Genomic DNA, 23,138 nt, shown 5'->3' on the forward strand with positions numbered 1-23,138 from the left:
GGGCCCAGCCTTCGCTGAGCCCTGCGTTCCCCTAACGAGCAACGTTTATTTGCTCAGGTAGCGGCACAGATAGGCGGTGGCGTCGGCCACCTGCAGGTTGAACTCGCTGTGCCCCGGCACGAAGAACTTCTCGCCCGGCGTAAACACCTGCCAGTCCGGCGCCCCCGGCAGCAGCACTTTCAGCGCCCCGGTGATCACCGTCATTTCTTCCGGCTGCGCGGTGGAGAAGGTGTATTCGCCCTCTTCCATCACGCCCACGCTGGTAAGACCGATGCTGCTACTGTCAAAACCGATAGACTTCACTTTTCCGGCAAAATACTCATTCACTTTCAGCATAGACTGGCACCCGCGTAATCATCTTGATGGAAAATCCATATTGGGGGATTGCGGTTGATCTGTCACTGGTTTTTCGCGCGAAATGCGATCGCGGCGCAGAGGCAAAGGTTTCCGTGCGCCACGCTCAGGCCATCGCCATGAAACAACCGCGTCAAAAACCCGCGCCGCGCAAACTGAAATCGATCGGCAACGTCAATTCCACCGTGCCGTTGACGTAGGCGTCCGCCGGCGGCGTGGGCAGCGGCGACGCGCGTTTGACCAGCGCCTGGATTTCACGATCCAGCGACGGCAGCCCGGCGCTGCTGACCAGCGTCACCGCCAGCACGTGGCCCTGTCTGTCCAACGTGAAACGCACCTGCCCGACGCCCTGGCGCTTCAGCCGCAGTGCGTCTTTGGGGTAACGCTTAAAGCGATTCAGGCGGCCGCTGATGCGGCTGCGCCAGTTGTCCTCCCCCGCCTGAGCATAGGGTGTCAGGCGGGTTTGCGGCGCGGCCGTTTTATCCGCGCGGCCCGGCGGCGGCGCGCCGGCGCTTTGCTCCTGAACCTTCGGCGGCGCGATGATTCTCTCGTGCGGCGGCGTGCGGGGCAGGTTGTTTTTCTTCACCGGCTTAGGTGGTTTTTTCTGTTTCAGCGGCACGGCGATGTTCGGCTGCGCGGCGTCAGGCGCTTTCACTAGCGGCAACGGCTCCGGCGGCGCCGGCGGTTCAACCTGAGGCGGCGGCGTCCTTTGTCCCGGCGGTTGTTTCGCCTCGGCCGGGGCCTGCGGCGCGGCGGCCATCAGCACCATCACCGCCGGCGGCGGCACCCACGGCGGCTCGGCCTTGTCTCGCCAGGACCAAAGCAGCGCGGCAACCAGCAGATGCAGCGCCAGCACCAACACCAGACAACGGCGCCAGGGCATGGCGGTGCCGGGCGCGGCGAAAGGCAGCGGCGAAACCGACATGCTCACTCTTCCGTCAGCGCCAAATGGAGGCGATCGGTCAGCGGTTTGAACAGATAGTTCATCATCGAACGCTCACCGGTGCGGATGAAGCCTTCGACCGGCATCCCCGGGCGGATCTCCAACCCGCTCAAGCGTTGCAATCCTTCTTCGCTGACCTTGGCGCGCACGCTGTAATAAGGCGCGCCGCTTTTCTCGTCGGTCAGGCGATCGGCCCCGACCAGCGTCACTTCGCCCTCGACGCGCGGCGTGGTGCTTTGGTTGAACGCCGAGAACAACAGTTCGACCGGCAGTCCCACCTGCACCTTGTCGATCAGTTCGACCGGAATACGCGCCTCCACCTGCAGCCCGCGATCGCTGGGCACGATCTCCATCAGTTGCTGACCGGCGCCGATCACGCCGCCTTCGGTGAACACGCTCAACCCCACCACGGTGCCCGCCACCGGCGCTTTCACCTGCGTATGCCCCAGATCGGCCTCCGCCTTGGCCAGGCGGTTATCCAGCTCGTCCAGCTTCATCCGTACCTCGGCCAATTGGCTGCTGACCTCTTTTTGATACTCCTCCCGCCGCTGGATCGCCCGCAGTTTCAGCTCCAGGATCTGGCGCCCCAGACGGCCGATATTGCCGCTGTCCTCGGATGCCTGGCCGTCGATCTGCGCATGCTGCCCCTCCAGATCCAGCAGCCGATTGCGCGCCACATACCCTTGCGCCGCCAGCTTGCGCATGCCGCCCAGTTGCTCCTGCAGCATGGCCTTTTGCCGTTGCTTGCTGGCGTAAGACTGCCGAACCCCTTCCAACATCGCCTGCGATCCGGCGATGCTTTCCGCGATCGCCGCCAGCTCGCTCTGCAGCGCCGCACGGCGGCTGGTGAACAGCTGTTGCTGCAGCAGCATCAGCGACATCACCTCCGGCTCTTCTCGCCGCGTTTGCAGCGATGGCGGGAAAGCGATCGCTTGCAGACCGTCGCGCTCGGCTTGCAGCCGCGCCTGCTGCGCGGCGTTGCTCAACTGCTGGCTGCGCAGCGCATCGCGCTGGGTGCGGCTGTCGACGGTATCCATCAACAACAGCACCTGCCCGGCGCTGACCCGGTCGCCCTCATGCACCTGAATCTGCGACACCACCCCACCGCTCGGGTGCTGCACCGCCTTGCGGTTGCCGGCCACCACCACGCTGCCGGAAACCGGCACGCCTTTGTCCAGCGGCGCCAACAGCCCCCACAGCAGGAAACCGCCAAACCCCAACAGCACCAGCCAGCCTCCCAGCCGCAGATAACGGCCTTCGTCGAACTGCCGGGAAAGGGCGTCGATATCGCCGGGGATCACACTCTGATTGCTCATACTTTTCGTTCACCGCTGGCCGTTTTGGCGAAGTTGGCGTAATTGACGTTGAAGCCGCCGTTGCTGCGCCCGGCATTGGCCGGTGCGGCGGCAGCGGCGGGCGCAAAACCAGGCTGTTTTTTCAGGATGGCGTCGCTGGGGCCGAAGTGCTGTATCTGGCCGGCGCTCAGCACCAGCAATTTGTCGGTGGTCGCCAGGATCGCCGGTTTGTGGGTCACCAACACGATGGTGGTGCCGCGCGCCTTCAGCGCTTCGATCGCCCGCTGCAACGCCCCTTCCCCTTCGCGATCGAGGTTGGCGTTCGGTTCGTCCAGCACCACCAGCGCCGGAGATCCATACAGCGCGCGCGCCAGCGCCACCCGCTGACGTTGGCCGCCGGACAGGCCGCTGCCGCCTTCACCCAGCTCGGTCTCATAGCCTTTCGGTAAATGCAGGATCAGCTGATGCACGCCGGCCAGCGCCGCCGCCGCCACCACCTTCTCGGCGTCGACCTGCCCAAAGCGGGCGATGTTATCCGTCAGGGTACCGGCGAACAGCTGGATATCCTGCGGCAAGTAGCCGATATGCGGCCCGAGTTGTTGCTTGTCCCACTGTTGAATGTCTGCACCGTCCAGCCGCACGTCGCCGCTGATCGGCGTCAGCGCGCCGACCAGTTGGCGCATCAGCAACGTTTTGCCGGAGCCGGACGCGCCAATCACGCCCAGCACCTCGCCGGCTTCCAGACGAAAACTGACGCCGTGCAACACCGGCGCCGTGCCGCCGGGCGCACTGGCGGTCAACTGGCTCACGGTCAATGCGCCGCCGGGCGCCGGCAGCGGCAGACTCGGTATTCGTGGCGGGTTAGCGGCCAGCATCACCTCCAGACGCTGCAGGGACTGGCGCGCCGATGACCACTGCTTCCAGGCGCCGATCAGCTGATCGATCGGCCCCAGCACCCTGCCGATCAAGATCGATCCGGCGATCATCATGCCCGGCGTAATGTCACCGCTGACCGCCAACAGCGCGCCGCAGCCCAACATCAGCGACTGCAGCGCCAGCCGCACGGTTTTCGACCAGGCGGTGACGGCGGCGATTTTCTCGCTGGCGCGGTTCTGCAACAGCAGGAACTGCTGATGCTGCCGCAGCCAACGCAGGCGCAAGTCGGTCAGCATCCCCATGGCGGCGATGGCTTCGGCGTTGCGCAGATTGCCGTTGGCCTGCTGTGTGGCACTCAGCGCGACCCGGCCGGCCTCCGCCAGAGGCGCTTGCGACACCCGCTGATTGAGCCAGGCCAGCAGCACCAGCACGATTACTCCGGCGCTGGCCAACGCGCCAAGCCAGGGGTGGAGCAGAAAAACCACCAGCAGATAAACCGGGAACCAGGGGGCATCGAAAAAAGCGAACAGCGCATTACCGGTGGCGAACTGGCGCAGGTTGGTCAGATCGTTCAGCGCCTGCCCCGCCAGCGGGTTGCCGGTTTTCAGATTGGTTTCGAAGGCGGCGTCGTAGACTCGCTGATTGAGGCGCATATCCATCTGGGCGCCGAGGCGGATCACCACCTGGCTGCGCACCCACTCCAGCAGCCCCATAAACAGGTAAAGACCGACTACCATCAGGGTCAGCATCGCCAGCGTCATGCGGTTGCCCGACGGCAACACGCGATCGTAGACCTGCAGCATGTACAGCGCCGGTGCCAGCATCAGCAGGTTGATCACCGCGGTAAACAGCGCGATGCCCCAAAATCCGCGCCGGTATGCGGCCAGCACGCTCATCACTTCTCCGCGCCTGACGGCGTTTTTCATGGCGTTTTCCATCGGCTAAAAACGAGAAAACGCCCGCCGGGGCGCACGGCGCCGGCGGGCAAACGGCCGCGATCAGGCCGCCAGCAGTTCCGGGCTGTCGGCGTGCTGCACGCCCACCGCCGTCGCCGCCGCCACCTGATCGAAGGTGGAGTTGACGCTCAGGCCGTAGTCGTCGAGGATGCCGTTCAGCGCGGTCTCCAGCGCGCCGGTATCGCCGGACATCAGGCCGTACACCACCTGGTGCACCACGCCATCATGACCCTGCGCCTGCAGGCTGCTGAGGTTCAGGCCGCCAAAGCTGACGTCAGGCACCTGGATGCTGTACGGCGATGTATCGCCACCGCTCAAACCGTCGCCGAAGGACAGGGAATCCAGCTGGCCGTACAAGGTATGCGCCGGTTCGTTGAACAACGTGTAGGTCAGGTTGCCGCCCGCCACGAAGGCGGTCACCTGGTTTGCCGTGCTGCTGATGGCATACTGACTACCGGACAGGCTGCCGCCATAGAAGCCGCCGCTGTTGGCGTCGGTGACATTGCCGTTGGTGTGATTGACATCACCGAATGTCGAAGCCCACTGGCCCAGATAGTCATGAATGCTGTAACCGCCGAAGCTGCTGTCATAATTGACTGAAAATGCCATTTCTCTATCTCCATTGATGAACGGCGCCCCTTGCGAGGCGGCCCTTGTGCTCAAGGATGAGCAACGCCCTTTTACTGCTTAAAAACGGTATTCCACCCCGCCCTGCACGGTGCGGCCGCGCCCCAGGGTATTGGCCAACGTCTCGCCGTAGCTGACGACATAGGCGCGGTTGGTCAGGTTCTCCACCGAGCCGCGCAGCGTCAGGCTGTCGGTCAGCTTGTAGCTGGCGTACAGATCGAACAGGGTGTACTTCGGCCAGTCGGCCAGGTACGGGTAGTTGGACGGTACCGAGCTGTCCTGATAACCCGGCGCAAAGCGTACGGTCACCCCGGCGTCCAGCTTGCGATCGAAGGCACGCCCGCCCAGCGTCACCGAACCGCGATCGCCCGGCAGGTAGGCGGCGGAGCCGAACTGCGTCCCCCCATCACACGTGACGAAGTCATTGGAAGCGGCATCAGGCTCAACATAGAAGTTCCCGCGGCGCGAGCCGTCGCCGTAGCGCAGACGCCCTCCCAACCAGGCCTTGTTCGAGCAGAACTCGTTTTTGCCGATCATGTGGGTGTAGGTCAGGTCGGCGTAGAACACCCCGGCGTCATAGTTGAGCTGGTACTCCAGCCCGCGGAAGCGGGTTTTCGACAGATTGTTGACGTAAGCGGCATTGCCGATGCTCGGCTGCACCAGCCCCGGTTTATTGCGATCTATCGCCAGGTTGATGTAGTTATCCACTTTGGTGTCGAAGTAGGCCACCTTGGCCACCAACCGATCGCCCTCAAACCACAGATCCGGCTGCTGCACGTTGAACCCGACTTCCCAGGCGCGCGAACGCTCGGGCTGCAAGAACGGATTGGGGTATTGCGTGGAAGAACTGTGCGCGCTGCCGTTGGTCAGCGTTTCAGTGATCGCCGGCGGCCGCCAGGATTTGCCGTAGGTGGTATACAGCTCCAGCCACTCCACGCCGGGGCGCACCGCCACCGCCAGCGTCGGCGACAGCTTGCCCTGATCGCGATCCACGTCCCAATCTTCGCGGGTGGTGGTTGAACAGCCGGTCAGACGCAACGCTTTGCAAGGATTGTCAATCGTGTAGCGTTGCCCATCCTTGGCCAAATCCGGATAGCTCAGGCCGGTCTGGCCGCGCAGGCGATAGCGGTCGTAACGCAGCCCGCCTTCCAACGTCAGCCAGCCGTCGTAGTCGTAGGTCAGATTGGCGAATAGGCTGGCTACCGAACGGTTGCCGGCCGGCGTCACCCCTTCCATGCCTTGGCGAGAAGAGTCGCTGGTCGCTTTGTCGTAATAGAACTCCAGCCCGTAATTGGCGCGGAAGTCATGCCCCGGCGCCAGGCTGAAGCGCGAGGTGTTTTGCGCCTGTGCGCCATAGGTACGCAGGCGGGTGCGCGTCGCGTAGCCGTTGTCCAGCAGCGAACTGGTGCTGTAGGTGTCGCTGTCGTCCTGAGTATCGACGTAATACAGCTTGGCCTGAAAATCGAGCCAGTCGACGTCTTCCGGCGCCAGGCTGTAGTCGAACGCCGCGTTGCGCGCCATCACGTCGGTGTAGCCGGTGCGTTTCCAGCCCAGTTCATAGGGCGGGCGAGTGCCCAGGTTAGTCAAGGTGCCGGCGATCGGCGATGCGGTCTGGGTCTGCAGATAACTCAGCTGCAGGCGCTGGTTGGCGGGCAGATTCCAGCCCACCTTGGCCAGCCGCGAGTGCATGCGGTAATGGGTGTCGGGGATTTTGTTGTTCTTGATGCTCTCGGCGTAGCGATCGTAATTGCCGGTGTCGTTATTGATGCGAATGTTGCCGATGTCACCCTTGTTGCCGGGCCAATAGTCGCCGAGGTGGCGTTCGCTGGCGGCCAGCAGGATATCGCCGGTTTCGTTGCCCAATGCCAGTATGCCGCTGCCGATGAAGTGGGTGCCGTTATCGCCGGTGCTGGCGTGCAGCTTGCCGCCCAGCTCTTTGCCCGGCGCCAGGAAATCGCTCGCGCTGACGGTATTGAAGGTGGCGATGCCGCCGAGCGTGCCGGCGCTGCCCATGCCGCCGGTGGTGCCCTTGTCGATGGTCACGCCGGACAGCAGTTCGGAATCGATGTACATGGTGCCATTACGCTGGCCATGGCCGCTCTTTTGAAAATTCTGCCGCATGCCGTCGATATTCATGTTCACCCGGCCATAGTCTTGTATGCCGCGGATGTTGACCGACAGCGCAGGATCTTGCTGGCTGACGCTGGAATAGGCTCCCGTAGTCTGCTCCAGAATATCGGCCGCGTGTCGCGCCGGGCGGTTGTCCATCTGTTCGCGGCTGATGACGCTGACCGAGCGCGGTTCGTCGTAAACCCAATCGTTGGCGTTGATGCCGCCGGCGCCCAGCACCGTCAGGCTGTCCAACGCCAGCGCGCCACCGTCGCCGTTCGCCGTCGGCAGCCGGCTCAATACGATCTGCCCCTGCGGCTGCAGGCGGAAAGCCACCGGATTGCCGCCGATCAAGCGCCGCAGGCCCTGTTCTACGCTCATGCTGCCGTTCAGCGCCGCCGCCTGCATGCCATCGAGTTTCACCTCGTCAAAAAACACCTGCATGCCGGCCTGCTCGGCGAAGCGCAACATGGCGCTCTGCAGCGGCTGCGCCGCAATGTTGAAATTCTTTTGCTGCGCGGCCTGCGCGCTGCTCGCCTCAGCCTGGGCGGCGAGCGCTACCGCCGGCTGAGTCAACATCATCGCCGCCAGCGCGGCGCGTACCGCCGTGGCCAATCGGCCGGCCGGCGTGGTTCCCTTGTGAATAAACATGCGTGTGTGTTCCACCCGAAAGAATGCCAAACCAAGTGATAATGGAAATCAATCTCGTTTAAACATAAGGACGTTCCGGGAGGCAAAAACCCGTAAAGATTTTTTACAGAAAGTGAAAATAGCGGCGAAACGGGCATCCCGGCCCGCCTTGGCCGCTCAGTAAAGCAATGTGATGCCGGGGAGATTCAGTTGGCGGGCGGAGAGTTCCTGACGAATGGCGCCGACGCCGTCGTCGAGTTTATTGAGCGCGAACACGCCGCTGACCGTGCGCGTTCTTAGCGTGGGATTGACCGCCACGATGCGGGTCTCGCGATAGCGGTTGAGCTGCGCGAGCGCCTGCGTCAGCGGTTGGCGGTCGATCACCAGCCAGCCGCGTCGCCAGGCGTCATCACCGGCCGTTTGCCGCGTCAGCTGCAGCTGCCCGTTGCGGTAATGCGCCGCCTGGCGTTGCGCGACCACCAGCGAGCGCTCGCCGCGCTCAAGCGTCACCCGCACGCTGTGCTGATGCACGCTGACGTCGACGCCCTGTTCAGTGCGCGCCACGCTGAACTCGGTGCCCAGCGCCTGGGTGACGCCGTTTTTCGCCTCCACCCTGAAAGGGCGACGTTCCGCCCCGCCCAACGGCGCGACGATAAAATAGGCGGCGCCGCTCAGCAGCCGCACCTTGCGCTCGTCTGCGGAATACGCCAGCGCGATCGCGCTGCCGCTGTCCAACGCCACCCGGCTGCCGTCCGGCAACGCAACTTCGCGCACCTCACCGCGAACGGTTTGATAATCGGCCTGCAGGCCGATCCACAGATCCGGCCCGCGATAAACGCCGAATGAAACGGCGAGCGCCACCGCCGCTGCCACCGCCCAGCGGGGCCATCGATGGCGAGATGGCGTTTTCAGCGCCGCCACCTGCGGTTGTAACGCCTGCCGCTGCTCAGGCGGCAGTTGCCCAAGCGTCGTCCATAGCAGGCGAGCCTGACGCAGCGCCGCCGGATGCTGCGGATCGGCGGCCAGCCAGGCGTCCAACGCTCGCCGCCGATCGGCCGGCAGCGCCCCTTCGGCCAGACTCACGGCCCAGGCGGCCGCCTGCTGTCGCGCCTGTGCGGTTAGCGGTTTCATAATGGCATAGACCTCTGTTTTTTCTGGTTATAGGTTAAGACGTCTGAGCGCGGATAAACCCGTAAAAAAATTGCCATTATTGTTCTTCCATCCGCGCCATCAGCCGCTCCAGCGCGCTGGCCAGGTGTTTTTCCACCGTGCTGAGCGACACGCCCAGCTGCGCCGCCACCTGCGCCTGGGTCAGGCCATCGAGCCGGTTAAGGCGGAAAATCTGCTGCGTGCGCGGCGGCATGTCCGCCAGCGCCTGCTGTAACAACTGCAGCAGTTGGCTATCGATCGCCCGTTGTTCAAGCGCCGGTTCACCCGAAGGATACTGCGCCAGAATGTCGTCTTCGACCGCTTCGGTCTGCCGCCGCTGCTGCTGGCGCAGATGGTCGAGCATCAGATTCTTGGCGGTTTTATACAGGTAGGCCTCAATATCGAGAATGTTACCCTGCGGATACTGCTCGGTAAGGCGGGTAAAACTTTCCTGCGCCAAATCCGCGGCCAGCTGAGGGTCGCGCAGTTTGGCGTTCAAATAGGCTTGCAGCGGCCGCATATGGCGCAGAAACAGCGCCTGCAACTCGGAATTGGACATCTCTTTTCCCAGAAGTGAAACACCCAATAGGGGCGATAAAAATCACATAAATGATTATCATTATCAATATTGTTCTGGGAAATATGTGCTAAGGCGGGGATAAACAGGAAACCGGCCTGACGCCGGTTTCCGCTGGGCTGCAGGTCAGTGCTCTAGCGCCTCGTCTTCATAGCGGTGCTTGGCGTCGAGCGCTTCCTGCTCGGTTTCATGTTCACTGAGCAGCGTATTCGGCTCAATGTCGTCGGTGCGCACTTCAAAACGGCGCAGATGCAGGTTCGGGTCACCCCGAAACACCTCTACGACGCGGGCACTCCGCGGATAAGCAGGTTGATCATTTTCGCGCATGCCGTTCTCCCGTGTGTTTCACACAGTAGCAAGTATAGCAGCCGCCCTCATTCCGACACGCGCGAGCCAAGATCGCGATCGCCGGGGGCGCCCGTCAACAGCTCGGTCAATTCGTCGCAGGCGCAAATACGCCCTTCACGCACGGTGAAGTGCGCCAGCACCCGCACGCGGCTGCGGGAACCGTCGCGCTTTTCCACCTCGACCAGATGGTGGGTCAGCACCGCCTCGCCCTGCGCTGCCGCCGCGATCACGCTCAGCGTCATGCGGCGGGTTTGCCGCTTCAGCAGCGCCATATGCTGCTCAAACTGCTCGAAGTTCAGCACCTTGCCATCCACCTGCTGGCGGTAGCCTGCGCTGAAACGGGCAGCGAGCTGCGTCGGCCGATGCTCCGGGCTGGCTATCACCTGCTGCAGCGTATCGAGCACCAGATTCAGCGGGGTAAGTTGAGTCATCACATTTCTCCGAAATAGGGTGAAAGGCGATCCTATCCCGGCCAGGCGATGGCATAATAACCACATCAAGACTTTCAATAACGTTAAACGGCCAACATGACGCAGATCCGCAGCCAACGCCTTCAGCATGAAAAAAAGCACCTGACGCCCTGGCACCGGCACGAAGGCGGCCAGATCTATCTCTTGACGCGCGGCATGCTGGCAATGGAACTCCCGGGCCGGCAATGGGCGATCACCGGCGGCACGCTGGGCTGGCTGCCGCCGGGATGCGCCCATCAGGCGCTGGCCTGCGGCGACGTGGCGGGCTGGAGTCTGTATCTGCCGAGGGAAAGCGTGCTGGAGATGCCGCCGCTGCCGCAGCTGTTCACGGCCTCTGCGCTGTTGCAGGCTCTGGTGGCGCGCATCGCGCAGTTCCCCGTCGGCCCGCTGAGTGCGCCGCAACGGCGGCTGCTGCAGGTGCTGCTGGACGAAATGCACGCGGCAAGCCGCGCGCCGCTGCAATTGCCGCTGCCGCAGGACGCCCGGTTGCTGAACATCGCCCGTGCGCTGCTGAACGATCCCGCCAGCCCGCGCAGCCAGCGCGACTGGGCCGTCTGGGCCGGGCTCAGCCCGCGCACCCTGAGCCGCCGTTTTCTGCAGGAAACCGGCATCAGCTTCGCGCTGTGGCGCCAGCAGGCGCGGGTGTTGCGTTCACTGGAGGGATTATCACGCGGCAAAGCGGTTGGCGAGGTGGCCGACGCCTGCGGCTATGATAACGTCAGCGCCTACATCGCCGCCTTTCGACGCCGCTTCGGCGTCACGCCCGGGGCGTACTTTGCACCGGCTCGGCAAGCGGAATAAGAAAACGGGCGCCCAGCGCCCGAAGAGAAGAAAGGGTTACTTCACCGTCTCACGCGGCAGCACCGCGAGGATTTGTTCCACCACCCGCTGCGGATCGGCGGCGCCATCCATCACGTAATGCGCGGCCTCCTGATACAACGCTTCGCGCGCGGCCAGCACCTCGCGCATCTCCTCGGCGATCGGCCTGCCGGTGAGCGTCGGGCGCTGCGCATCTTCCGGGTACTCTTCCAACCGCTGCGCCAACACGCTGGCCGGCGCGCGCAGGTAGATAACGGTGCCATGCTGGCGCATAAACTGACGGTTCTCCTCCGCCAGGATCGCGCCGCCGCCAGTGGCAACTATAGTTGACGGCTTGGTCACAGTTTGCAACGCGATGGTCTCGCGGCGGCGGAACCCCAACCAGCCCTCGCGCTCGACCATTTCCGCTACGCTCATCTGTGCCGCCTGCTGCATAAACAGATCGGTATCGACGAACTGATAGCCCAACGCCAGCGCCAATGCGCTGCCTACCGTGGTCTTGCCGGCTCCGCGAGCGCCTATCATGAACAGGGTTTGTGTCATTACGGGTTGTCCCTTATGCGGTGACTTGAGTGCATTGCATACCAAAATACCGAGCGGGTGCGATGGCGTGGTGGCAGCATCATACCCTGCCCGCTCTGTATTTCAATATTTACGATAGTGTAAATTCCATGGCACAGCGACTGCCGACGGCAAAGCCGTGCGCCAGATCTTCATCCAGGTGCCGCCGCAGGGCGACCGTGAGCCGCGCATCGTCAAGCGGCCGGAATCCCAGCCGCCGGTAGTAAGGCGCATTCCACGGCACCTCAATGAAGGTGGTGAGCGTCAGGCGGTCGGCCCCCTGCCGTTTGGCCTCTTCCGCCACCGCGCCGATCAGGCGGCGGCCGACGCCCTGCCGTTGCCAGGCACCGGCGACCGATAATTCGGCGATATGCCAGTCTTTCCCCTGAGCCAGCACGGCGATAAAACCGGCGCACTCGCCGTTGTCGCTTTCCGCCAGCCATTCACGGCGCTCGGCGATAAACGCGGCATGCTGCTGCGGGGCCATCACCTCGCCTTCGGCGATAAAGCGCCATTCCGGCTGTTGGCGAAACAATTGCGCCGCCGAGCGCTCAACCGCCATCAGATGCACGATATCCTGCTGCTGCGCCAAACGGATCTGCAGGCTCATGGGTTCTCCTTAACGTTGGGGCGGTTATTTAAGCAAATTTCACCGCCCGTGGCTCAGAAATCGATACTGCCGCGCAGCACCACCTCACGCGGTTCCCCCACCGCCACGCGCAGATTGCCGCCGCTGGACGGATAGTAGGTTTTATCGAACAGGTTCTTCACGTTCAGCTGCCATTTCACCCGATAGCCGTTGATCGGCATGGTGTAAGCGGCGAACGCATCGGCAACGGTGTAGTTATCCAGGTAGAAGCTGTTGGCGGCGTCGCCCGGGCGGCGCCCTACGTAGCGCGCACCGGCGCCAATGCGCACCTCATCGCCGCTGTACAGGCCCAGGCTGCCGAGGTTCTGGGTCAGGAACAGCGAGGCGGTATGGCGCGCCACGTTGGTCATCTCTTTGCCCTTGTTGTCCGGATCGTCCACCACGCGGGCGTCGGTATACGCATAGGAACCGATCAGGCTCAGCGAGTCGGTAAGATTACCGGCCACGTCCAGCTCCACGCCCTGCGAACGCACGCGCCCGGCGGTGCGCGTCACGGTTTCGCCCTCCACCAGCTCATTGACCATCACGTTGCGTTTGGTGATGTCGAACAGCGCCAGCGTGCCGGTGACGCCGTTCGGCAGCGCCAGCTTGCCGCCGACTTCCCATGACTTGCCCTGTTCCGGCGGCAGCGAATCAATTTGGGTAGCGATGGAAGAGTTCGGCTTGAACGACTCGGTATAGCTGCTGTACAGCGACACGTAAGGCGTCAGCTTGTAGACCACACCGGCGCGCGGCACCAGCTTGCCGTCCGAGCTGTCGGTGTTGGTCTGGAACGGCCGCCCCTTGCCGGCATAGACGTCGAAAGCGTCGTAACGCAGCCCGCCCATCACCAGCCATTTATCTGTCAGTTGGATGGAGTCCTGCATAAACCAGCCGTAGCTGGTGAGATTTTCCCGCTGGTCGCTGTCTTTGGCGCTGACCGCGGTCGACGGCGGCATCAGGCCGTATACCGGATGATAGATATTGAAATCGCTGTTCTTTTTACCGCGGATCATGTCGCCGCGGTAGGTACGGTTATCTTCAAAATCAAAGCCGAACAGCATCTGGTGGTTGATGCTGCCCCAGTCCACGTCGCCATTGAGCGTCAGCTGCACCGCGTTGGCGTGGCTGACGGCATGGGCGGTCGAGTCGGCCTGGCGGCTCAATGCGCCGCTCTCCGGGTTCAGCGCCGTAGCGCGCGCCTGGTTGTCGCTGTAGCTGTTGCGGCTGTAGGCGTAGGTCAGCGAGCTTTTCCAGCGCTCATTGAGCGTTTGATCGATCTGCAGAGTGACGCTGTCCTGATCGCCGCGGGTGGCGTTATAGGCTTCGTCGAAACGGCGATCGCGCGGCGTATTCACCGGTTTGCCGGTGCGCGAATCGATAATGGTGCCGCGATCGAACGGCACCAGATATTCCATATGTTCATAGGCCAACCGCACGGTGGTGTTCTCGCCGTACCACATCAGCGAGGGCGCGATCACCGTCTGGCGATTGCGGCCAAAGTTGCGCCAGTAGTCGGTTTCATCGTGATCGACGATCATCCGATAGGCAAATCCCGACGTGCCGAGCGGCCCGGTAACGTCAAGCTGGCCGCCGCCGCCGTTGAAGCTGCTGCCCCAACCTTCCACGTGGGTGTGCTGCTGCAGCTGGGGTTTTTTGGTGATCATATTGATCATCCCGCCCGGCTCGCCCATGCCATAGAGCATCGAGGCAGGCCCCTTAAGCACCTCCACCCGCTCGGTGGTCGGCGTAAAGTTGCGCGCCTGCACCGAACGCACGCCGTCGCGCAGAATGGAGCCGTCGCGGTTGTCGCCGAAGCCGCGTTTCATTACCGCGTCCTGGGTGCCCCCCAGCGTGTTGGCCTGGGTAATGCCGCTGACGTTGTACAGCGCTTCGTCCAGGCTGCTGACAGCCTGATCGGCAATCACCTGTTGCGGCACCACGTCGATCGCCTGCGGCACGTTCAGCAGGTTGGTTTCGCTGCGGGTGCCGGTAACGCTAGTCAACGGCTGATAGCTCTGCACGCCGTCGGCGTCTTTGCGGCCGACCACCACCAGGCTCTCTTCCTGCGGCGCGGCTTTTTCCGCCGCCCACGCCGGCGATGTCGCGCAGGCTGCCAAAGGCAATGCGCACCACCAGCCGCGCTTGTTGTTATTCATTATCTAACTGACTCCAATAGGTCCCTGAAAAAGGTAACGGCAAAAACTGCTGATACAGCTGTTGGAAGGTCTGCTGCGGGTTGATGTCGGCGAACAGATCCGGGTAAAACGCTTTGGCGAACATCTCGACCAGCACGACATGGTACGGGCTGAGGTAAAAGTTGTGCCAGACGCTCCAGGCGCGGTGGTTTTTCACCGCCTGCAGGCTGGCCAGCATCGGCTGTTTGGCGATCAGTTGGCGGAAGCTGTCGGCGGCCTCCTGTGGGCTGACCTGCGGCCCGAGACGCAGATCGGACAGCCGTTTGCCCTGCGGCCCAGCCATGCCGGTGGCGAGGTACACGTCGGGATTGGCGCTCAGAATGGTTTCCGGGTTCAGCTCGCCATACACCCCTTTGACGCTGGCGTTGGCGATGTTGTCGCCGCCGGCGAAGGTCAGCAGATCGCCGAGGTTGCCGTGCGCGGCGGTGGTGCAACAGGTGTCGCGCCGCCCCAGATGCAGGTGCAGCATCACTTTGGGCTTCGGTCCCTGATAGCCCGCCAGCCGTTGCTGAACCACCGCCATATGCTGCTGATAAAACGCGATGAACTGCTCGGCGCGTTGCTGGCGATTAAGCACTTCGCCCAGCAGCCGCACGCTCGACACGGTGTTGTTCAGCAGATCGATGCGCAGATCGACGTAGATCACCGCCACGCCGGCCTTGCTCAGTGCGGAAACCAGCAAATCGTTGTCGCCGTCTTCACGCGCGTAGCGCGCCAGGATCACCAGATCCGGCTTCAGCTGCAGCAGGCTTTCGATGTTGACCTGGCGAAAGTTATTGCCGCTGATGACGGGGATCTGGGCTATCTGGGGAAACTTCTGCGTATAAAGCTGCCAGCTTTGCGCATCAAAGCGCGCCAGATCCGCCGGCCAGCCGATGATGCGCTGCGCCGGGTTGCCCGGCTCCAGCAGCGCCAGCGTATACAGCATGCGGCTCTCCCCCACCACGATGCGCTGCGGGTTGTCCGGCACCGCGACCTGGCGGCCGGTGATATCGGTCACCGTCTTCGCCTGGGCGGAGAACACGCCGAACCACAGGGAAAGCAGCAGTAAAATGAGGGAATTGCGCATGATTGAGCCGAAACGGGGGAAATAGTGTGCGCATGATAATCACTCTCATTAGCACTTGCAATCCCACGCCGCGATTGCCAAAAGAAATCCGGGAAACGGTGCCGGGCACGCGGTGAAACACCGTGAAACCGCTAAAATAGCGGCTTTAAAAAGTTAAAAAAATGGCGGAAAAATCGGTTAAATAGGAGGGGGAAACAGCAAAAAAACCGGGAGACCGCCATGACTCAACGCATCATTCCGCTGTCGGAGTGCCCGCAGTTTGCCGATGTGTGCGCCGCCTGGGCTTTCGGCCAATGGGGCTCACAGCGCGGCGGTTCGCTGGCGCGCACCCAGCTGCGCTTCGCCCAATGCAGCCGGCCAAGCGACGACCACCTGACGCTGATGATGATCGACGGCGATCGTCCGGTGGGCATGGCCAGCCTGTGGCCCAGCGACGACCATCAGCGCCAGGATCTCACCCCGTGGCTGGCCGGCGTCTTCGTGCATCCCGATCACCGCCGCATGGGCATCGCCCACCGTCTTGAAATGGCCATCGTCGAGGCGGCACGGCAGCGCCATCACTCGGTTCTGCATCTCATCACCGACAAATCGGAAGCGCTGTACGCCGGCTGGGGTTGGCAACCTCTGGAACGCCGGCGGCAGCATGACGAAGACGTGGTGGTGATGGCGAAAACGCTGTAGCTAACGCGGCGTACAGACATACACCAGCGCCGGCGGGAAGTTGCGCACCACCCGCAGGCGCCTCCAGTGAAAATAGCGGGACAGCAATTTTTCCGACAGGTGGCTGTATTGGAACAGCACCAGCGTGCCGTTGCGCGCCAGCAGCCGCTGCCGGGCCTGCTGAAGAATGCGCACGCTGATCCTGACCGGGATCGACAGCAGAGGCAGGCAGGAAAACACCACGTCGTAATCCGTGGCCATCCGGGTCGCCGAATGGCCCATCACCTGCAGCCGCCGATCGTCTATCCCGCGCAGCCGATGCACGAAATGGGGCTGGATTTCGAAAGCCTCCAGCGCCGCATCGGCGCGCATCCGCCCCAAAATGCGTTTGGTCAACACCCCGTCGGCCGCCCCCAGTTCCGCGATCGACAGCGCCCGGGTCCATTCAATCTGGTTCAGCATCGCCTGACACAGCCACGGGGAAGAAGGTGCCAGCGTACCGACGGTGCGCGGTGAAGCCATAAATTGCTGCAGGTAAGCGAAGTGATTCATCAGTTGCAGCCGGGTCGCATTTAACATTGAGGCCTCCTTGGGTTAAGCCCTCAATGTGAGCCGAATTTCTTAAGTAATCATTAACATGATTCCGAAAGCGGCAGACACAGTTGTAATAAAATGCAACCTCATCAGCGGCACGCAAAGAAAAACGGCCGTAATAATGACCTGAAAATAAGTCGTTTAAACACCGACTACTCAGATAATTAGTACGACCATTTATTTTATTGACCGCGTTGCCGCGGCCAAAGCGTAAAAAAGCCGATGCTTAGCGATAAATTTCCGCATTGCCGCGCCAGTTGCTGGAATCCCCGGGGGTGTCCAGACCGATAATGCGATAATGGCTGGCGCCGTCCGCCGCGGCTTTTTCTTTAAGGGCGGTGATGGCATCATGCGGTGAGCCGCTAATGCCGGAAACCGACACGACGCCGATGCTTTGCAGATTGGCGGCCTGCTCGCTGTTGACCTGTTTCACCGACGACAGCGGCGCGGCGAAAGTGGAGAAGGAAGCGGCGGCGATCAATACGGCTGCGATGCTTGGGATGAGTTTCATGATTGACTCCAGGTGTTCTTGTTTATTAGCTCGTTGTCAGTGATGTTAATTATCCGCCAGCCAATGAAAACGGACGTCATGCAACGTAAAGAACATCAATCATTGTGAGGAGAATAAGGAGGAAGTGAGAGCGGGTGTGTATTTTCAGGCGAGAGTGGCTTTATAGGCTTCACCTTACCCCTATTTGATGAACAATTAAAGGCAGGGTGAAAGAAAGAACGCGCGCTGAGTCTATTTAAGATTTTTTACCCACCGGAGCGCGCTGAGCTACGCTGATTTTGTGGCTTACCCTTTTAAGGAAGAACGCTTATGTCGCAAAACCTGCTGCGCGTGCGTGACGGTCAGGGCGCTTCGGTGTCATTTTCCGAGCTGCTGTTCGATCTGATCTACGTTTTCGCCGTGACCCAACTCTCCCACTATCTGTTGCATCATCTGACGCTGACCGGCGCGCTGGAAACCCTGCTGCTGTGGTTCGCCGTCTGGCTGGCCTGGCAATACACCGCCTGGGTCACCAACTGGTTCAATCCGGATACCCGTCAGATCCGCCTGCTGCTGTTCGCGATCATGCTGCTGGGGCTGTTCGCCGCCGCCGCGCTGCCACAGGCGTTTGGCGAGCGCGGCCTGATCTTCGCGCTGTTCTATGTCGCCATTCAGGTCGGCCGCTCTGTCACGGTGCTGCGCCTGCTGGCGCCTGGTCACCCGTTGAAACAGAACTTTCGCCGCATCCTCGGCTGGCTGTGCATCTCCGCCGTCTTCTGGATCGCCGGTGGGCTGGAGGAAGGCAACGCCCGCCTGGCGCTGTGGGCGATCGCCGTCTTGTGCGAATACGTCTCGCCGATGTTCGGCTTCCGTCTGCCGGTGCTGGGGCGCTCGGACAGCAGCAGCGAATGGACCATCGAAGGCCACCATCTGGCGGAGCGCTGCCAGCTGTTCGTTATCGTGGCGCTGGGGGAAACCATTCTGATCACCGGCGCCACCCTGAGCGAGATGGAAAGCTGGAGTCTGCCGGTGCTCATCGCCTCGCTGGTGGCCTTTCTCGGCAGCCTGGCGATGTGGTGGGTTTACTTCGACACCAGCAGCAAAGCAGGCAGCCACGCCATCAGCCAGGCGGAAAACCCCGGCCAGCTGGGCGCTTATTTCCACTACGTGCACGTCGCGCTGGTGGGTGCCATCATCGTCTGCGCCGTGGCCAACGAGCTGGTGATCGCCCATCCCGATGGCCGCATCCAACACGCCACGGCGGCGGTGCTACTGCTCGGCCCGGCGCTCTACCTGTTCGCCAACGCGCTGTATAAACGGCTGGTGTATCGCCGCTTCCCGCTGTCGCACCTGGTTGGGCTGCTGGCGTTGGCGGTATTGGCCCCTGTCGCCTATTTAACCGATCTGCTGATGGTCAATGGCCTGACGACGCTGATCATGGTGGTGGTGGCGGTGTGGGAGAGCATCTCGCGCGGCAGAGCGCCGCAGCGGCACGCGGAAGCCTGAAGCGAACGGGGGCGCTGTCGCCCCCTCTCGATCACTTCAAGGGTTGCGGCAAGGTGAGCACCCAGAGCTCGCTCAGCGACTCCGGCTGCTCCAGAGGGCGCAATTCGATACGGGCGTCGGTCTTGTCGCCGTCGAGGCTCAACCGCCCTTCTTTCTCCAACTGGTAGTCGCCGATTTTTTTGCTCTTTGGCGACGCATCCACCAGCTTCGCCTGCAAGCCGAAATCGTTGTCATTGATCACCGCCAGCGTGCGATCGTCGATCAGCGCCAGCCCTTCCGCTTTCTCCTGGCGCCAGCCCAACTGGCGCAGATCCGCCACTTCCCGTTTCTGCGCCAGCTTCACGCCGCGTTTAGCCAGATCTTGCGCGTCGTCGAACTCCAGCGCTTTATCCTGGCCATCAAACGTACTCAGATCGCTGGCCTGCGCGAGATCCACCAGATAGATCTTGTTGATCATCGTCTTATCTTTACCGGTTCCCTGTTCAATCAACAGGATGCGCTGGTTGTCCAACGCCACGACATCGCCAATCTTGGCGTCTTTGGCTTTTTTATAGCGGTCGATATCGATGGGATAGCCATACATCGCAGTTTTGCCACTGCGCGGATCGAAGCTCACCAGCCGGGTAAACTGCGCCTTGTTTTTGCCTTTACCATCGACATCCAGCGTGCTCTGCACCGCCGCCAGAATGCGCCCATCCGGCATCCGAGTCAGCCCCTCAAAACCGCGGTTAGGCTGGCGCCACTTCAGGATGTTCGGCAAACCGCTCGCCACCGCCTGCTCGCCGGCCTGCGGCGTTGGGCCATATTTGGCGAGAATTTTGCCTTTGTCGTCGACGTGGATCAGAAACGGGCCATACTCGTCACACAGCCAATAGCCGCCGTTGCCATCACCGATGATGCCTTCGGTATCCAACCCGCGGCGATCGCCGGACAGCGGTTGCAGCGCGTCGTTCAACGCCACTTCGTTCGTGGAACCAATCAGCTCGCTCGGCAGCGGCAGCCCGCTAATCGGCCCTTTTTCGTCATGCAAGGGCCGCGCATTCTCGGCCACGGCCTTGCCGCCGCCGATGCGAATATCCATCAACAGAGGCGTGAATTGCGGATTGGCGAAAATCTTGGCTTCTTGCTTGCCCACCGCAGGGGCATCAGCATTCGGGCCGCGATCGGTCAGCGTCGTCAGCACCAGATCGTCGCCCTGCTTGCGATTGAACGACAGCCCTGAGCCGATCCCCACCGGCAGCCCCTGCGGGAAATGCTTGGCAAACGCCCCCTGATAGGCGACGCGCTCCCCGCCGGGGAAGCCGACCACATAACGCGCCACCTCAATATCTGCAGCGTAGGTGAATACCGGAAACAGCGAAGCCAACAGCAGGGAGAGCGATTTTATTCTCATGTTTTTTACCCGAGGTTGAATGAAGCGTTATCAGGCAGAAGAAGATATTAATTTAGCATGACACTTAGATGACAACAGGCGCTTCGTCAAATGTAAAACAAGCAATAAGGTTGGCTGGCAAATAGAAATTAGCAATTAACCTGAGCGTATTGAATGGAGAAAACCGCTGGAAAAAACCGCCCGAAAATACCCCGCCATTTTGCTTAGGGTAAATTCTTATAGTAAAGATAAAAAAAACGGCAAACGCACGTCGGCACGGGGAAAAACGGTGTTTTTCTCATAGACAAAATAAAATACCAGGGATTTAATACCGCCGTTATTCAAGGTGCATTAAGAAAATTCTATAGAATATCTGCATGAACTCAAAAAGCTGTTCTATAGTTTTTAGTGCTAACGCCCGTTAGTCTATTCCGCAGGATGGAATCTATGTCAAAGCGACTTTTTGCTGAATTTTTTGGCACATTTTGGTTGGTGTTTGGTGGTTGTGGTAGCGCAGTATTGGCAGCGGCATTCCCACAGCTGGGTATTGGTTTCCTCGGCGTCGCGCTCGCTTTCGGTTTGACCGTGGTGACGATGGCCTATGCCGTCGGCCATATTTCCGGCGGGCATTTTAACCCGGCGGTCACCGTCGGCTTATTCGCCGGCGGCCGTTTCGCGGCGAAAGACGTGATTCCTTACGTTATCGCTCAGGTCATCGGCGGTATCGCCGCAGCGGCGGTGCTGTATTTGATCGCCAGCGGCAAAGCCGGTTTCGACGCCACCGCAGGCGGCTTCGCTTCCAACGGTTACGGCGAACACTCACCGGGCGGTTATTCTCTGCAAGCCGCGATCGTGATTGAGCTGGTGCTGACGGCCTTCTTCCTGATCGTTATTCACGGCGTGACCGACAAGCGCGCGCCGGCAGGCTTTGCCCCGCTGGCGATCGGCCTGACGCTGACGCTGATCCACCTGATCAGCATCCCGGTGACCAACACCTCCGTCAACCCGGCGCGCAGCACCGGCGTAGCGATCTTCCAGGGCACCTGGGCGCTGCAGCAGCTGTGGGTGTTCTGGCTGGTGCCGCTGGTCGGCGGCATTATCGGCGGCCTGATCTACCGCTGCCTGCTGGAAGACAAAAAATAAGCGTATCGCAGTCGATCGCGTTTCACGGGGCAGCCTTCATCGGCTGCCCCGTTGCTTTCAGCCCTTCGTCACTGCAAACATCATGATATCGCTGGTAAAGGAGCCGTCCGGCTGAATGGCGAAATGCGCCGCCACCTCCTGCGACACGCTTTGCTGCAGCGCGCGGATCGCGGTAACGAAATGCGCCGGCGTGCGCATGCGCGCCACCCAGCTGCCGAACTCCAGCATCAAGCGATCCGACGTCACCTCACGCACCACCAACCCGGCTTCGGTCAATAACGTCAGCCACTCGCCCGGCGCATAATTGCGCACGTGCGAGGTGTCGCGCAGCACTTCCACGGTTTGCAGGTAGATATCCAGCAGCGGATGCCCCGGCGAGACCACGTCCATAAAGATCGCTCTGCCGCCCGGTTTGAGTACCCGCCTGACCTCGCGCAGCGCCTGGCCGACGTCGTGCCAGTGGTGCGCCGAATAGCGGCTGATGACCAGATCGAAGCTGGCGTCTTCAAACGGTAAAGACTCCGCCACGCCCTGCTGCTGCTGAATGTTATTCAGGCCTTTTTCCGCCGCCGCCTGCTTCACCACCGCCAACATTTGCGCCGACAGATCGTAGGCCACCACCTGCGCTACCCTGGCAGCCGCCGTGAAGCTGGCATGACCAGCGCCGCAGCCCAGATCGAGCAGGCGCGCGCCGGCGTGCGGTTCCAGTAACTGTGCAAGGCGTTGCAAATCCTTGCCCTGCGCGTGTACCGCGCTGGTTAAGTAGGCGTTGGCCTGCTCGCCGAACTGCCGGTCTACCGCGTTTTTATGGCTGTTGCTGATGCTCATGTTTGCTCCCGTTATTATCCGGCTTGCGCCTGTGCCTGAAGGCTTTCGGCTACTATAATCAGGCTATTATACGGGTACAATATAAGCAGTTATCCTGGTATAAATAGGTACCACGCTATGTCATCAGAAGCCTTATCCGGGCCAAAGGCCCTCGGCGCGTTCCTGCGGGCGCACCGCGAACGCATCACGCCGGAAATGCTCGGCCTGCCCAGCTCCTCGCGCCGTCGCACCAGCGGCCTGCGGCGCGAAGAGCTGGCGCAAATCAGCGGCATCAGCGCCACCTGGTATACCTGGATCGAACAGGGCCGCGAGGTATCCATTTCCCCCTATACGCTGGCACGCATCGCCAAGGCGCTGCGGCTCGGCCCGGCCGAACGCCACTACCTGTTTACCCTCGCGCGCGTCGCCGACCCCGAGCAGGAAACACACCGCGAAACCGCCAACGACGCGGTGCTGCAAAGCGTGCACCAGATGACGGTGCCCTGCTACCTGCTGGACGTGACCTGGAACGTCGTCGCCTGGAACCCGCAGGCGGCGGCGCTGTTCAGCGGCTGGCTGGATGTGGCCAACAGCCCCAACCTGCTGCACTTCATGTTCTTCCACCCGTTGGCGAAAACGCTGGTCAGCGATTGGGAGGAACGCGCTCGCCGCGTGGTGGCCGAGTTTCGCGCCGAGACCAGCCATCATCAAAATACCGAAGAGATGCGCGCCTTCGTGCGCAACATGACGCACAACAGCGCGGACTTTAATCACTGGTGGAAGCAACATGACGTCATGGCGCGCGAAGGCGGCGAAAGAGCGTTCGAACATTCTCGGCAAGGCGCACTGCGCTATCGCCAACTGACCTTCCACCCGGCAGAACACGCCGGTCTGAAGCTGGTGATGCTCATCCCGCTGCCGCAATTGGTAACAAATTCATAGGCAAGTTTACCCGCC

Annotated in this window: 23 protein-coding genes; 5 read left to right on the forward strand and 18 right to left on the reverse strand. The window is 61.7% G+C overall.

Features of this window, described 5'->3' with window-relative positions:
• Window positions 1–45 precede the first annotated feature (45 nt).
• The 10 genes from ppnP to ACMGGK_RS18885 form a co-directional block, all read right to left on the reverse strand.
• A complete protein-coding gene (gene ppnP, locus ACMGGK_RS18840; RefSeq protein WP_004940463.1) occupies window positions 46–336 on the reverse strand; it encodes a pyrimidine/purine nucleoside phosphorylase in 291 nt (96 codons plus the stop codon).
• Between the two features lie 151 nt (window positions 337–487).
• Entirely contained in the window at window positions 488–1,279 is a 792-nt protein-coding gene (locus tag ACMGGK_RS18845) for an energy transducer TonB (RefSeq protein ID WP_420277124.1), read from the reverse strand.
• 2 nt (window positions 1,280–1,281) lie between these two features.
• Entirely contained in the window at window positions 1,282–2,613 is a 1,332-nt protein-coding gene (locus ACMGGK_RS18850) for an HlyD family type I secretion periplasmic adaptor subunit (RefSeq protein WP_350024485.1), read from the reverse strand.
• Entirely contained in the window at window positions 2,610–4,394 is a 1,785-nt protein-coding gene (locus ACMGGK_RS18855) for a type I secretion system permease/ATPase (RefSeq protein WP_420277125.1), read from the reverse strand. The genes ACMGGK_RS18850 and ACMGGK_RS18855 overlap by 4 nt, the downstream gene beginning before the upstream one ends.
• A gap of 72 nt (window positions 4,395–4,466) precedes the next feature.
• Window positions 4,467–5,033: a hemophore HasA gene (locus tag ACMGGK_RS18860; protein WP_016928898.1), complete on the reverse strand. Its 567-nt coding sequence runs from the start codon at window positions 5,031–5,033 to the stop codon at window positions 4,467–4,469.
• A 78-nt stretch (window positions 5,034–5,111) separates the two neighbouring features.
• The gene (locus ACMGGK_RS18865) at window positions 5,112–7,811 is read right to left on the reverse strand and encodes a TonB-dependent receptor (protein ID WP_049299693.1); all 2,700 of its coding nucleotides are present in this window, start codon (window positions 7,809–7,811) and stop codon (window positions 5,112–5,114) included.
• A gap of 156 nt (window positions 7,812–7,967) precedes the next feature.
• Window positions 7,968–8,921, reverse strand: coding sequence for a FecR family protein (locus ACMGGK_RS18870; protein ID WP_049299694.1), 954 nt, complete (start codon window positions 8,919–8,921; stop codon window positions 7,968–7,970).
• A 76-nt stretch (window positions 8,922–8,997) separates the two neighbouring features.
• Window positions 8,998–9,498: an RNA polymerase sigma factor gene (locus ACMGGK_RS18875; RefSeq protein ID WP_025301723.1), complete on the reverse strand. Its 501-nt coding sequence runs from the start codon at window positions 9,496–9,498 to the stop codon at window positions 8,998–9,000.
• A 144-nt stretch (window positions 9,499–9,642) separates the two neighbouring features.
• Window positions 9,643–9,843 carry a YaiA family protein gene (locus tag ACMGGK_RS18880; protein ID WP_015376810.1) on the reverse strand — a complete coding sequence of 67 codons (201 nt, stop codon included), beginning with the start codon at window positions 9,841–9,843 and terminating at the stop codon, window positions 9,643–9,645.
• A 47-nt stretch (window positions 9,844–9,890) separates the two neighbouring features.
• Window positions 9,891–10,295, reverse strand: a complete 405-nt coding sequence (locus ACMGGK_RS18885) for a nuclear transport factor 2 family protein (RefSeq protein ID WP_097102683.1) — start codon at window positions 10,293–10,295, stop codon at window positions 9,891–9,893.
• Between the two features lie 96 nt (window positions 10,296–10,391).
• Here ACMGGK_RS18885 and ACMGGK_RS18890 point away from each other — a divergent pair, with 96 nt between their 5' ends.
• A complete protein-coding gene (locus ACMGGK_RS18890; protein WP_420277126.1) occupies window positions 10,392–11,135 on the forward strand; it encodes a helix-turn-helix domain-containing protein in 744 nt (247 codons plus the stop codon).
• A gap of 36 nt (window positions 11,136–11,171) precedes the next feature.
• On the opposite strand, the gene aroL is transcribed toward ACMGGK_RS18890, so the two are convergent.
• From aroL to ACMGGK_RS18910, 4 genes are all read right to left on the reverse strand, one after another.
• Complete coding sequence (gene aroL, locus ACMGGK_RS18895) at window positions 11,172–11,696, reverse strand: shikimate kinase AroL (protein ID WP_016928904.1); 525 nt, start codon at window positions 11,694–11,696, stop codon at window positions 11,172–11,174.
• A gap of 109 nt (window positions 11,697–11,805) precedes the next feature.
• A complete protein-coding gene (locus ACMGGK_RS18900; protein WP_337060305.1) occupies window positions 11,806–12,324 on the reverse strand; it encodes a GNAT family N-acetyltransferase in 519 nt (172 codons plus the stop codon).
• A 53-nt stretch (window positions 12,325–12,377) separates the two neighbouring features.
• On the reverse strand, window positions 12,378–14,501 hold the full coding sequence (locus tag ACMGGK_RS18905) for a TonB-dependent siderophore receptor (RefSeq protein ID WP_420277127.1): 2,124 nt from the start codon (window positions 14,499–14,501) through the stop codon (window positions 12,378–12,380).
• The gene (locus ACMGGK_RS18910; RefSeq protein WP_420277128.1) at window positions 14,494–15,609 is read right to left on the reverse strand and encodes an ABC transporter substrate-binding protein; all 1,116 of its coding nucleotides are present in this window, start codon (window positions 15,607–15,609) and stop codon (window positions 14,494–14,496) included. Before ACMGGK_RS18910 ends, ACMGGK_RS18905 begins: the two co-directional genes overlap by 8 nt.
• 219 nt (window positions 15,610–15,828) lie before the next feature.
• Here ACMGGK_RS18910 and ACMGGK_RS18915 point away from each other — a divergent pair, with 219 nt between their 5' ends.
• Complete coding sequence (locus ACMGGK_RS18915; RefSeq protein ID WP_164052884.1) at window positions 15,829–16,290, forward strand: GNAT family N-acetyltransferase; 462 nt, start codon at window positions 15,829–15,831, stop codon at window positions 16,288–16,290.
• On the opposite strand, the gene ACMGGK_RS18920 is transcribed toward ACMGGK_RS18915, so the two are convergent.
• Together ACMGGK_RS18920 and ACMGGK_RS18925 are read right to left on the reverse strand one after the other, a co-directional pair.
• Complete coding sequence (locus ACMGGK_RS18920; protein ID WP_016928909.1) at window positions 16,291–16,848, reverse strand: class I SAM-dependent methyltransferase; 558 nt, start codon at window positions 16,846–16,848, stop codon at window positions 16,291–16,293. It lies immediately after the preceding gene.
• Window positions 16,849–17,089: 241 nt separating this feature from the next.
• Window positions 17,090–17,374 (reverse strand): YdgH/BhsA/McbA-like domain containing protein, encoded by a 285-nt coding sequence (locus tag ACMGGK_RS18925; protein ID WP_004940519.1) that lies wholly within the window; start codon window positions 17,372–17,374, stop codon window positions 17,090–17,092.
• Between the two features lie 309 nt (window positions 17,375–17,683).
• Here ACMGGK_RS18925 and ACMGGK_RS18930 point away from each other — a divergent pair, with 309 nt between their 5' ends.
• Entirely contained in the window at window positions 17,684–18,859 is a 1,176-nt protein-coding gene (locus ACMGGK_RS18930) for a low temperature requirement protein A (RefSeq protein WP_016928910.1), read from the forward strand.
• Between the two features lie 31 nt (window positions 18,860–18,890).
• On the opposite strand, the gene ACMGGK_RS18935 is transcribed toward ACMGGK_RS18930, so the two are convergent.
• Window positions 18,891–20,252, reverse strand: coding sequence for an esterase-like activity of phytase family protein (locus tag ACMGGK_RS18935; protein WP_049299699.1), 1,362 nt, complete (start codon window positions 20,250–20,252; stop codon window positions 18,891–18,893).
• 426 nt (window positions 20,253–20,678) lie between these two features.
• Between ACMGGK_RS18935 and aqpZ the strand changes: the two genes are divergently transcribed.
• Window positions 20,679–21,374 carry an aquaporin Z gene (gene aqpZ / locus ACMGGK_RS18940; RefSeq protein ID WP_004940529.1) on the forward strand — a complete coding sequence of 232 codons (696 nt, stop codon included), beginning with the start codon at window positions 20,679–20,681 and terminating at the stop codon, window positions 21,372–21,374.
• 57 nt (window positions 21,375–21,431) lie between these two features.
• On the opposite strand, the gene ACMGGK_RS18945 is transcribed toward aqpZ, so the two are convergent.
• Window positions 21,432–22,202, reverse strand: coding sequence for a class I SAM-dependent methyltransferase (locus ACMGGK_RS18945; RefSeq protein WP_420277129.1), 771 nt, complete (start codon window positions 22,200–22,202; stop codon window positions 21,432–21,434).
• Window positions 22,203–22,319: 117 nt separating this feature from the next.
• Between ACMGGK_RS18945 and ACMGGK_RS18950 the strand changes: the two genes are divergently transcribed.
• The gene (locus ACMGGK_RS18950; protein WP_033641179.1) at window positions 22,320–23,123 is read left to right on the forward strand and encodes a helix-turn-helix transcriptional regulator; all 804 of its coding nucleotides are present in this window, start codon (window positions 22,320–22,322) and stop codon (window positions 23,121–23,123) included.
• The last annotated feature ends 15 nt before the right edge of the window (window positions 23,124–23,138 follow it).

The sequence above is a fragment of the Serratia sp. BNK-33-b genome, assembly GCF_048684565.1.
Taxonomy (GTDB): domain Bacteria; phylum Pseudomonadota; class Gammaproteobacteria; order Enterobacterales; family Enterobacteriaceae; genus Serratia; species Serratia marcescens.

Bases quoted from the DNA above. Each gene is read 5' to 3' on its own strand.
- ACMGGK_RS18880 (WP_015376810.1), bottom strand. From the start codon at position 9,843: ATGCGCGAAAATGATCAACCTGCTTATCCGCGGAGTGCCCGCGTCGTA.
- ACMGGK_RS18845 (WP_420277124.1), bottom strand. From the start codon at position 1,279: ATGTCGGTTTCGCCGCTGCCTTTCGCCGCGCCCGGCACCGCCATGCCC.
- aqpZ (WP_004940529.1), top strand. From the start codon at position 20,679: ATGTCAAAGCGACTTTTTGCTGAATTTTTTGGCACATTTTGGTTGGTG.
- ACMGGK_RS18890 (WP_420277126.1), top strand. From the start codon at position 10,392: ATGACGCAGATCCGCAGCCAACGCCTTCAGCATGAAAAAAAGCACCTG.
- ACMGGK_RS18910 (WP_420277128.1), bottom strand. From the start codon at position 15,609: ATGCGCAATTCCCTCATTTTACTGCTGCTTTCCCTGTGGTTCGGCGTG.
- ACMGGK_RS18900 (WP_337060305.1), bottom strand. From the start codon at position 12,324: ATGAGCCTGCAGATCCGTTTGGCGCAGCAGCAGGATATCGTGCATCTG.
- ACMGGK_RS18920 (WP_016928909.1), bottom strand. From the start codon at position 16,848: ATGTTAAATGCGACCCGGCTGCAACTGATGAATCACTTCGCTTACCTG.
- ACMGGK_RS18930 (WP_016928910.1), top strand. From the start codon at position 17,684: ATGTCGCAAAACCTGCTGCGCGTGCGTGACGGTCAGGGCGCTTCGGTG.
- ACMGGK_RS18855 (WP_420277125.1), bottom strand. From the start codon at position 4,394: ATGAAAAACGCCGTCAGGCGCGGAGAAGTGATGAGCGTGCTGGCCGCA.
- aroL (WP_016928904.1), bottom strand. From the start codon at position 11,696: ATGACACAAACCCTGTTCATGATAGGCGCTCGCGGAGCCGGCAAGACC.
- ACMGGK_RS18850 (WP_350024485.1), bottom strand. From the start codon at position 2,613: ATGAGCAATCAGAGTGTGATCCCCGGCGATATCGACGCCCTTTCCCGG.
- ppnP (WP_004940463.1), bottom strand. From the start codon at position 336: ATGCTGAAAGTGAATGAGTATTTTGCCGGAAAAGTGAAGTCTATCGGT.
- ACMGGK_RS18875 (WP_025301723.1), bottom strand. From the start codon at position 9,498: ATGTCCAATTCCGAGTTGCAGGCGCTGTTTCTGCGCCATATGCGGCCG.
- ACMGGK_RS18860 (WP_016928898.1), bottom strand. From the start codon at position 5,033: ATGGCATTTTCAGTCAATTATGACAGCAGCTTCGGCGGTTACAGCATT.
- ACMGGK_RS18905 (WP_420277127.1), bottom strand. From the start codon at position 14,501: ATGAATAACAACAAGCGCGGCTGGTGGTGCGCATTGCCTTTGGCAGCC.
- ACMGGK_RS18950 (WP_033641179.1), top strand. From the start codon at position 22,320: ATGTCATCAGAAGCCTTATCCGGGCCAAAGGCCCTCGGCGCGTTCCTG.
- ACMGGK_RS18865 (WP_049299693.1), bottom strand. From the start codon at position 7,811: ATGTTTATTCACAAGGGAACCACGCCGGCCGGCCGATTGGCCACGGCG.
- ACMGGK_RS18945 (WP_420277129.1), bottom strand. From the start codon at position 22,202: ATGAGCATCAGCAACAGCCATAAAAACGCGGTAGACCGGCAGTTCGGC.
- ACMGGK_RS18870 (WP_049299694.1), bottom strand. From the start codon at position 8,921: ATGAAACCGCTAACCGCACAGGCGCGACAGCAGGCGGCCGCCTGGGCC.
- ACMGGK_RS18935 (WP_049299699.1), bottom strand. From the start codon at position 20,252: ATGAGAATAAAATCGCTCTCCCTGCTGTTGGCTTCGCTGTTTCCGGTA.
- ACMGGK_RS18885 (WP_097102683.1), bottom strand. From the start codon at position 10,295: ATGACTCAACTTACCCCGCTGAATCTGGTGCTCGATACGCTGCAGCAG.
- ACMGGK_RS18925 (WP_004940519.1), bottom strand. From the start codon at position 17,374: ATGAAACTCATCCCAAGCATCGCAGCCGTATTGATCGCCGCCGCTTCC.
- ACMGGK_RS18915 (WP_164052884.1), top strand. From the start codon at position 15,829: ATGACTCAACGCATCATTCCGCTGTCGGAGTGCCCGCAGTTTGCCGAT.